Source organism: Halomonas marinisediminis (assembly GCF_004347715.1).
GTDB lineage: Bacteria > Pseudomonadota > Gammaproteobacteria > Pseudomonadales > Halomonadaceae > Halomonas > Halomonas icarae.
In genome coordinates, this window is sequence record NZ_SLTR01000004.1 from 161,660 (window position 1) to 171,246 (window position 9,587).

The window sequence follows — 9,587 nt, forward strand, 5'->3', positions numbered from 1 at the left end:
CCGCCGCCGATTCTGCATCCACTCAGTTGTTGACCAGATCACACTGGCTTTCGGAAAGCGGACGGAAGGCCTCTTCGGCGGGAATCGTGGAGAGGATTTCGTAGACATCCCACTCGTTCTCGGACTCTTCGGGAGTCTTCACCTGCGCCAGATACATGTCGTGGACCATGCGGCCATCTTCACGGATATAGCCATTGCGAGAGAAGAAGTCCTCCACGGGGCGCTCGGCCATGGCCGCCCGGATCTGCTCGGGGTTATCGGTACCCGCCTCGGCCACGGTCTCCAGATAGTGCGCGGTGCTGGAGTAGATGCCGGCCTGCACCATGGTCGGCCGCTTGCCGGTCCGCTCGAAGTAGCGATCGGCCCACTCGCGCGCCTGCTCATCCATGTCCCAGTACCAGCCGGTGGTGAGCAACAGGTTCTGGGTCGCCTCGAGACCCATGGAGTGGACGTCGTTGAGGAAGATCAGCAGGCCGGCGAGCTGCTGGCCGGACTGGGTCAGGCCAAACTGGCTAGCGGTGGTGATGGCATTGACGGTGTCGGCACCGGCATTGGCCAGCCCGACGATCTTGGCACCGGAACCCTGGGCCTGGAGGATGTAGGAGGAGAAGTCGCTGGTGGGGAAGGGATGTCGCACCCCACCGACGATCTCACCGCCATTCTCCTCCACCACCCTGGTCACGTCGCCCTCCAGGGCATGGCCGAAGGCGTAGTCGGCGGTGAGCATGAACCAGCTGTCGCCGCCCTGTTCCACCACTGCCTTGGCGGTGCCGTTGGCGAGCGGGTAGGTGTCATAGACCCAGTGAATATGGTTGGGGGTGCAGTGTTCGTTGGTAATGCTGGACGCGGCGGAACCGGAAACGATGCCCAGGCCATCGTTCTCCTCGATCACCTTGGTGGCGGCAATGGTCACCGAGGAGGCCACCAGCCCCGCCACCAGATCGACATTACGCGTGTCGAACCACTCACGTACCGTGTTGGCCCCGACATCGGCGCTATTGCGGTCATCGGCACTGAACACCTCGATGGGCACGCCATTGACCTCTCCGCCGAAGTCCTCGACGGCCATCTTCAGGGCCTCGAGGCCACCCGGACCGGCGAGATCACGATAGGTGCCGGACATGTCGGCGAGATAGCCGATGCGCACGGCATCGTCGCTCATGCTGGCCTGGGCGCCGGTCGCCATCAGGGTTGCGGCGGCTAGGGCTACGCTGGAGGCGAGAATCTTGCGATTGAAGGTCATGCTTGACTCCGTGGCCCACGCGGGGCGGTTTGTTGTTGTCGATACGGTTGACGCTAGGAAAACTGCCGGACGGCCAACGCGCCGTCACACGCCCAGCAGGCTGTTGAGGTGATCGCGACGCGAGGGCAGCTCGGCGGCGGTGATCTCCTCGATGATACGGCCGTGCTCCATCACGAAGTGACGGTCGGCCAGGGGCGCGGCGAAGCGGAAGTTCTGCTCCACCAGCACGATGGTCATGCCACGCTCCTTGAGCTTGATCAACACCTCGCCGAGTGCCTGGACGATGACCGGTGCCAGCCCCTCGGTGATCTCGTCGAGCAGCAGCAGTCGCGCCCCGGTGCGCAGGATTCGCGCCATGGCCAGCATCTGCTGCTCGCCCCCGGATAGCCGGGTGCCCTGGCTACGCCGACGCTCATAGAGGTTGGGGAACATCGTGTAGATCTCGTCGATGGACATGCCTCCCGAACGCACCGTCGGTGGCAGCAGCAGGTTCTCCTCGACGTCGAGGCTTGAGAAGATCCCGCGCTCCTCAGGGCAGTAACCGATCCCCAGCCGCGGGATATGATGGGACTTCATGCCCATCGCCTCGTTGCCATTGATCATGATCGAGCCGGTACGTCGACCCACCATGTTCATAATCGCCTTGAGGGTGGTGCTGCGACCGGCGCCGTTGCGCCCCAGCAGGGTCACCAGCTCACCGCGCTTCACATCGAAATCGACGCCGTGAAGGATATGCGACTCGCCATAGAAGGCGTGCAGGTCACTGACCCGCAGCATCTCGGCGCCTTCATGATCCTGGTATTGGTGGACCGGATCCTGCATCGCTTCGGATGTCTGGCTCATGCGCTGGCCTCCTCTGCCGCCGCTTCGCTGCCCATGTAGGCCTCGCGGACCTGGGGATTGCGCGATACCTCCTGATAGTCGCCCTCGGCCAGCACGGCGCCACGGGCCAGCACGGTGATGCGGTCGCAGAGGCGACTGACCACGCTGAGGTTATGCTCCACCATCAGCACGGTGCGCCCCGCCGAGACCCGCCGAATCAACTCGACGATGCGGTCGACATCCTCGGCTCCCATGCCCTGAGTCGGCTCGTCGAGCAGCATCATCGTCGGCTCGAGAGCCAGCGTGGTGGCGACCTCCAGGGCACGCTTGCGGCCATAGGGCATCTCCACGGTCAGCACATCGGCATACTCGGCCAGGCCGACCTCATCGAGCAGCTCCATGGCACGGTCGTTGAGATGATCGAGGCTGCGCTCGGATTTCCAGAAGTGGAAGGAGGTGCCCAGCTTGCGCTGGAGGGCCACCCGCACGTTCTCCAGGGCGGTCATATGACCGAACACCGCGGAGATCTGGAAGGAGCGCACCAGCCCCAGACGGGCGATCTCGTTGGCCTTCATGCGCGTGATGGGCTTGCCGCGATAGAGAATCTCGCCGCGGGTCGGCGGCAGAAACTTGGTGAGCAGGTTGAAGACGGTGGTCTTGCCGGCCCCGTTGGGGCCGATCAGGGCGTGGATATGCCCTTCCTGGACCTTGAGGTTGACATCGTCCACGGCGGTGAAGCCGCGAAACTCCTTGGTCAACCCGCGAGTTTCCAGTATTAACTCCTGGGTCATGAGCCTTCCTCTTGGGGTCGCCACGCGACCCGCCGTGGTACTGTTATCGTTGTTGCCAGGCTTTACGTTAACGTAAGCTAGAGGATGCATTACCGCTCGGCAATAGGCTCGGTATAAAAACGCGACTAATGGTGTAGGCCCCTGAAATTCAATAGTTTGCAAACAAGTCGCCGGCGAAGTTAGCTCCCCCTCGACGGACCGGGTAAGATGTCCTTCAACTGTTACCCTCAGACACGAATTCCGCCATGCCACATAAGTCTCTGCCTTCCCCCTCCTGGCCCATCAGCTTTCGCGCCACCTGCCTGCGCGCGACACTCTATATCCTGCTGGTGGCGGGTATCGCCCAGGGGGTCTTCTATGAGTCCCTCTATCTTCCCGATACACGCTTCTCCGAGCATGGCTTCACCGAGCTGGCCCAGTCCGCCCTGCTGGCCGCCGGTGCCGGCCTGCTGCTCTACAGCCATCTGGTAATCCGCACCCTGCCCTACATCAGCCTGCTGATGTTCGGGTTTCTGTTTGCCTCGCTGATCCGCGAGCAGGACGCCCTGCTCGACACCTACCTCTTCGATGGTGCCTGGCAGCTGCTGGTCAGCCTCACCGTGCTGCCGATCCTGTTCGTTGTCATCCGCAAGCGGCAGTGCTTCCTGGCCGAGTTCGCTGCCTATTCCAACAGCTTCTCCTTCGGACTCTTCGCGGCGGGCTTCCTGACCACCTATGTCTTCTCGCGGCTCTACGGACGTGGCGACTTCTGGCAGGCGATCCTGCAGGAGAACTATGTTCGCGACTTCAAGAGCGCCGCCGAGGAGGTCGTGGAGCTGTTTGGCTATGCCGTGCTGCTGATCGCGGTCATCGAGCTGGTCCTGCTCGCCCGGCGCTGGGCCCTGGCACGACAGAACGGCTGAGCTAGACACCGGCCGCTCCTCCAGCGTCCACGAAAAGCACCCACGAAAAAGCCCCAGGGTTCAGCTCTGAACTGAACTGCACCCTGGGGCTTTTTCATGAGCAACGCTTGTTGCTGTTGTGACGAGCGCCTGGTGTTATTACTCGTCCAGGAAGGAGCGCAGCGGCTCCGAACGGCTGGGGTGACGCAGCTTGCGCAACGCCTTGGCCTCAATCTGGCGAATCCGCTCGCGGGTAACATCGAACTGCTTGCCGACCTCCTCGAGGGTGTGGTCGGTGTTCATGTCGATGCCAAAGCGCATGCGCAGCACCTTGGCTTCGCGCGCGGTGAGTCCACCGAGCACGTTGCGTGTCGCCTCTATCAGCCCCTCACCGGTGGCGGAGTCGATGGGCAGCACCATGGAGCTGTCCTCGATGAAGTCGCCCAGGTGCGAGTCGTCGTCATCACCGATCGGCGTCTCCATGGAGATCGGCTCCTTCGCGATCTTGAGCACCTTGCGCACCTTGTCCTCGGGCATCTCGAGACGCTCGCCCAGCTCCTCGGGGGTCGGCTCACGCCCCATCTCCTGGAGCATCTGCCGGGAGACCCGGTTGAGCTTGTTGATCGTCTCGATCATGTGCACCGGGATGCGGATGGTGCGCGCCTGGTCGGCGATGGAGCGGGTAATCGCCTGACGGATCCACCAGGTGGCGTAGGTGGAGAACTTGTAACCGCGACGATACTCGAACTTGTCCACCGCCTTCATCAGGCCGATATTGCCCTCCTGAATCAGGTCCAGGAACTGCAGGCCGCGATTGGTGTACTTCTTGGCGATGGAGATCACCAGGCGCAGGTTGGCCTCGACCATCTCCTTCTTGGCGCGACGTGCCTTGGCCTCGCCGATGGAGAGACGACGATTGACCTCCTTGATCTCCTGCACCTGCAGGCAGACCATCGCTTCCTCGAAGGCGATCTTGCGCTGGGCGCGCTGGATATCAGCACTCAGCGGCTTCAGGCGTTCGGCATACCTGGGGTGCTCGGCGGAGAACGCCTCCAGCCACTCGGGGTCGGATTCGTTGCCGGGAAAGGCCTTGATAAAGGTCTTGCGCGGAATGCGTGCCTTCTTGACACACAGCTGCATGATCGCCTTTTCCTGGGCGCGCACCTGCTCGACACTGATCCGCACCTGGTTGACCAGACGCTCGAAATGCTTGGGTACCAGCTTGATCGGCGAGAACAGCTCGGCCAGACGCGCCAGGGCATCCTGGGCCGCCTTGGAGTTGCGACCCTCGGCCTCGATGGCGGCCTTGGCGGCGGCATTCTTCTCGCGGATCTGCTCGAAGCGCGCGCGTGACTCTTCCGGGTCGGGGCCACCGACGCTCTCCTCCTCGGCCTCCTCGTCCTCATCCTCGTCCCCGACGCGGATCTCCTCTTCGGGCACCTCAGCCTCGGCTACCCCGGGAATGCCCTCGTCGGGATCGATGAAGCCGGAAAAAAGATCGGAGAGGCGGCCCGGCGCTTCCTCGTCCTGGGTGGCATCGTAGGCCTCGAGAATGGAATCCACCGCGCCAGGCAGGTAGGCCAGCGCCGACATGACTTCGCGGGTGCCCTCCTCGATGCGCTTGGCGATCTCGATCTCACCCTCGCGGGTCAGCAGCTCCACCGTACCCATCTCGCGCATGTACATGCGCACGGGATCGGTGGTGCGACCCACGTCGCTCTCCACCGCTGCCAGGGCCGCCACAGCTTCTTCGGCCGCCGACTCGTCGGTGGAGTGGTCCGACATCATCAGGGTATCTTCATCGGGGGCTACCTCGACGACGCTGATGCCCATGTCGTTGATCATGCCGATGATATCTTCCACCTGATCCGGGTCGGCGATATCCTCGGGAAGGTGGTCGTTGACCTCGGCATAGGTCAGGTAGCCCTGTTCCTTGCCGCGCGCGATCAACTCCTTCAGACGCGACTGTTGCTGCGCATTTCCAGCCATAGAAACCCTATCTCGACGAAGAAGAATGAAACACCTGAAGCGCTGGGTGGAGAAAACTCACAAAGCCGAACAGTATAGCGGCAGAAAGCACCTTTCTGCCAGTTCGATCTATTTGCGCGGTTACTCAGGTGTGTTAGGTTGTCAGGTTACGCCGGTGCCGAGCGCTGTCTCCTATGTGGGGATGTTAGGAGAGAAATCAACCGTACGGCCAGCCCGGAGTGTCCTCAGAATGTCTTTTTGACCTTCCGGTCAGCGGTGCAGTTCGGTGATCAACGCCATCAGGCGCTGCCTCTCCTCCCGTGACAGCCGCTCCCCTGCCTTCTCCCTGGCCAGCAGTGCGTCGAACTCCTCCTGCGGCGAGCGCCTGCGCCGATGCCTTCGAAAATGCCCCACCAGGCCCTCCAGCTCGGGACCACGCGCCGCCTTCGGAATCAGCAGCTCGCGCCGCGCCAGCGCCGCCAGACGCTCCCCTTCCGGGCTGCCATGAAAGTGTGCCAGCAGCACCTGAGGGCTGCGGTAGCCACCCGCCCTGAGCAGGCGAATCACCTCACGGCAGAGCAGACCATCCGGCTCCTCATCGGGACACCAGTCATCCTCCGCGGGCAGCTGCGCGACCAGCTCCGGCTCGTGCAGCAGCAGCTGCAGGGCCCTCGCGACAAGACTCAAGGCTCCGCCGGAGCGCTGCGGGAAGGCGCCCCTCCCCTGCTCCCGAGGAGGCGGTGGCGCCGATGTGCCACCTGCCGCCATGGCCGGCGGCGACTCATCGCCACGCGCCTCCCGGCCCGCGACGACCTCGCCCCTTGCCAGCAGGGCCGAGAAGTTCGCCGCCTCGACTCCGGTGCGGCGCGACAGCTCGGTCAGCATCAGCGACTTGAGCACCCCCTCCGGCAGCCGTCCGATCGCCTTCAACACCTGGCTGGCGTAGCGCTCGCGCTCCTCGATATGGGCCAGGTCGCGCCCCGCCGCCGCCTGATCGAAGAGGAACTCCGACAATGGGCTGGCGCAGGTGATGCGGTCCTGGAAGGCCTCGGCGCCCTCCCGGCGCACCAGGGTGTCCGGATCCTCCCCCTCGGGCAGAAACAGAAAGCGCGCCTGGCGCCCGTCGATCATCAGCGGCAGCGCCGTCTCCAGCGCACGTGTCGCCGCCTGGCGCCCGGCACGGTCGCCGTCGAAGCAGAACACCACCTCGTTGACCATCCGGAACAGGCGCCCGAGATGCTCTTCGCTGGTGGAGGTGCCCAGGGTGGCGACCGCATTGCGGATGCCGAACTGTGCCAGGGCCACCACGTCCATGTAGCCCTCGACGATCACCACCCGCTCCAGGCGGTGATCGGCCTGGCGCGCCTCATAGAGGCCATACAGCTCGCGCCCCTTGTGGAACACCGGCGTCTCCGGTGAGTTGAGGTACTTGGGCTTGGCATCGCCCAGCACCCGGCCTCCGAAGCCGATGGTGCGCCCCTTGATATCCCGGATCGGGAACATGACCCGGTCGCGGAAACGATCGTAGGTGCGACCACTCTCCTCGCGATGCACCAGCAGGCCATACTCCACCTGCACCGGCTCGCCGATGCCGCGCTCACCCAGGTGCCGCTTGAGGCCTTCCCAACCATCCGGCGCATAGCCGACCCCGAAGGTCTCGAGCACCTCCGGCGCCAGGCCGCGACGCTCCAGGTAGTCCCGGGCGCCCTGCCCCTCGGGCATCTTCAAGCGCTCGCGAAAATAGGCGGCCGAGAGCTCCAGCAGGTTGACCCCCTCCTTGCGCTTGCGCTCGCGCGCCTGGGCCCGGGGGTCGTCGGCGCCCTCGCGGGGCACGTCCATGCCCAGCCGCCCCGCCAGCTGCTCCACCGCCTCGGGGAAGCGTAGCTTGTCGTACTCCATCAGGAAACGTAGCGCATTGCCGTGAGCGCCACAGCCGAAGCAGTGATAGAACTGCTTGTCGGCACTCACGGTGAATGACGGCGTCTTTTCCTGATGGAAGGGGCACAGGCCCGAGTAGTTGCGTCCGGCCTTCTTGAGCTTGACCCGCTCGCCCACCACCTCGACCACGTCGACGCGAGCCAGCAGGTCATCGATGAAGCGCTGGGGAATCTGTCCGGCCATGAAGTCGAATCACCTCGACGACTGCGGTGTGATTACCCTGGGGCGACGGCAGTCACCATCGACCCGGAAAAAACAAGCGGCCACCGGATGGCGGCCGCTTGGCGTCCTCCTGAGACCGCCCGGCCCTAGGGCCCGACGTCTCCAGTACGGATCAATAGAGCCGTTCGAAGCGCTTGCGCTCACGCTGGAGCTTCTTGGCGTGACGCTTGACGGCGGCCGCCGCCTTGCGCTTGCGCTCCGCAGTCGGCTTCTCGTAGTGCTCGCGACGACGCACCTCGGAGAGAACACCGGCTTTTTCGCAGGAACGCTTGAAGCGACGCAGCGCGACGTCAAACGGCTCGTTATCACGTACTTTAACAGAAGGCATTAAGCACTCACCTACCTTAGGTAACTAGAGTTCGGTTAGTACGCACACCCCTGTGGGTGGCACGTTTCGCGAAGAACAAACGCCCGGAACGCCTGAGCGCGCCGGAAAACGAGGGGTTCGATCGCGGTTTTCGCCACCTGGGTGCACGACCCAGTCTTGCAGCGCACGACATTCTAGACCCCACACCGAGTTCTTGCAAATGCTTTCCGTGTCCATAACGCGTAGAATGGCGGCCTTTTCCGAGTAAACGAGCCGACACCATGCGCGTACTGGGCATCGAGACCTCCTGCGACGAGACCGGCGTCGCCCTCTTCGACACCGAGCGCGGCCTGCTGGCCGACGCCCTCTACAGCCAGATCGCCATGCACGCCGAGTATGGCGGCGTGGTACCCGAGCTCGCCTCTCGAGACCACACGCGCCGCCTGCTGCCGCTGATCCAGCAGGTGCTCGACGAAGCGGGACTGACCCGCCAGGACCTCGATGCCATCGCCTATACCGCGGGCCCCGGCCTGGTAGGGGCGCTGATGGTGGGGGCCGCCACCGCCCACGGCATGGCCAGAGCGCTGAACATTCCGGTGCTCGGCGTCCACCATATGGAGGGGCACCTGCTGGCCCCCATGCTGGAGGAGGACCGCCCGGCGTTCCCCTTCGCGGCCCTGCTGGTCTCCGGCGGCCATACCCAGTTGGTCGAGGTGCGCGGGCTGGGTGACTACAGCCTGCTCGGTGAGTCCGTGGACGACGCCGCCGGCGAGGCCTTCGACAAGGCCGCCAAGATGCTGGGCCTGGCCTATCCCGGTGGCCCTCAGGTGGCACGCCTGGCCGAGCGGGGCGATCCCGGCCGCCTGCGCTTCCCGCGGCCGATGACCGACCGCCCGGGACTCGACTTCAGTTTCTCGGGTCTCAAGACTCACACGCTCACCGCCATTCGCAAGCTCGAGGCGGCCGGCGAGCTCGACGAGCAGGCCCGCGCCGATGTGGCGCGAGCCTTCGAGGAGGCGGTGGTCGACACCCTGGTCATCAAGTGTCGCCGCGCCCTGGACCAGACCGGCCTCAAGCGGCTGGTGGTGGCCGGCGGCGTCAGCGCCAATGCGCGGCTGCGCGAGCGCCTGGAGCACGAGTGCGAGAAGCGCAACGCCCGTGCCTTCTACCCCCGCGGGCGCTTCTGTACCGACAACGGGGCGATGATCGCCTATGTGGGCGCCCAGCGCCTGCTGGCGGGCGAACACGACGAGCCTGGCGCGATGCAGGCCGTGCCGCGCTGGCCGATGGATACTCTGGAACCTCCTGCCGGTGGCTGAACGGCGCCATGATCGCGCTCTTTATGTCACAGCGCCCAGCGCCTGCTGGCGGGCGAACACGACGAGCCTGGCGCGATGCAGGCCGTGCCGCGCTGG

At 64.5% G+C, this 9,587-nt stretch carries 8 protein-coding genes; 2 read left to right on the forward strand and 6 right to left on the reverse strand.

The window, feature by feature from the left end:
- Positions 1 to 22: 22 nt before the first annotated feature.
- The 3 genes from E0702_RS05320 to E0702_RS05330 all read right to left on the reverse strand — a co-directional run bounded on the left by E0702_RS05320 (position 23) and on the right by E0702_RS05330 (position 2,856).
- A complete protein-coding gene (locus E0702_RS05320; RefSeq protein WP_132041932.1) occupies positions 23 to 1,243 on the reverse strand; it encodes an ABC transporter substrate-binding protein in 1,221 nt (406 codons plus the stop codon).
- A gap of 84 nt (positions 1,244 to 1,327) precedes the next feature.
- Complete coding sequence (locus E0702_RS05325) at positions 1,328 to 2,065, reverse strand: ABC transporter ATP-binding protein (RefSeq protein WP_132041952.1); 738 nt, start codon at positions 2,063 to 2,065, stop codon at positions 1,328 to 1,330.
- A 17-nt stretch (positions 2,066 to 2,082) separates the two neighbouring features.
- Positions 2,083 to 2,856, reverse strand: a complete 774-nt coding sequence (locus E0702_RS05330) for an ABC transporter ATP-binding protein (RefSeq protein WP_132041933.1) — start codon at positions 2,854 to 2,856, stop codon at positions 2,083 to 2,085.
- Between the two features lie 245 nt (positions 2,857 to 3,101).
- Here E0702_RS05330 and E0702_RS05335 point away from each other — a divergent pair, with 245 nt between their 5' ends.
- On the forward strand, positions 3,102 to 3,758 hold the full coding sequence (locus E0702_RS05335) for a hypothetical protein (RefSeq protein ID WP_132041934.1): 657 nt from the start codon (positions 3,102 to 3,104) through the stop codon (positions 3,756 to 3,758).
- Between the two features lie 138 nt (positions 3,759 to 3,896).
- Here E0702_RS05335 and rpoD read toward each other — a convergent pair whose 3' ends face one another.
- From rpoD to rpsU, 3 genes are all read right to left on the reverse strand, one after another.
- A complete protein-coding gene (rpoD, locus tag E0702_RS05340; RefSeq protein WP_132041935.1) occupies positions 3,897 to 5,726 on the reverse strand; it encodes an RNA polymerase sigma factor RpoD in 1,830 nt (609 codons plus the stop codon).
- Positions 5,727 to 5,975: 249 nt separating this feature from the next.
- On the reverse strand, positions 5,976 to 7,826 hold the full coding sequence (gene dnaG / locus E0702_RS05345) for a DNA primase (RefSeq protein WP_132041936.1): 1,851 nt from the start codon (positions 7,824 to 7,826) through the stop codon (positions 5,976 to 5,978).
- Positions 7,827 to 7,977: 151 nt separating this feature from the next.
- On the reverse strand, positions 7,978 to 8,193 hold the full coding sequence (gene rpsU, locus E0702_RS05350; RefSeq protein WP_016416934.1) for a 30S ribosomal protein S21: 216 nt from the start codon (positions 8,191 to 8,193) through the stop codon (positions 7,978 to 7,980).
- Between the two features lie 260 nt (positions 8,194 to 8,453).
- Here rpsU and tsaD point away from each other — a divergent pair, with 260 nt between their 5' ends.
- On the forward strand, positions 8,454 to 9,491 hold the full coding sequence (tsaD, locus tag E0702_RS05355; protein WP_132041937.1) for a tRNA (adenosine(37)-N6)-threonylcarbamoyltransferase complex transferase subunit TsaD: 1,038 nt from the start codon (positions 8,454 to 8,456) through the stop codon (positions 9,489 to 9,491).
- Positions 9,492 to 9,587 lie beyond the last annotated feature (96 nt).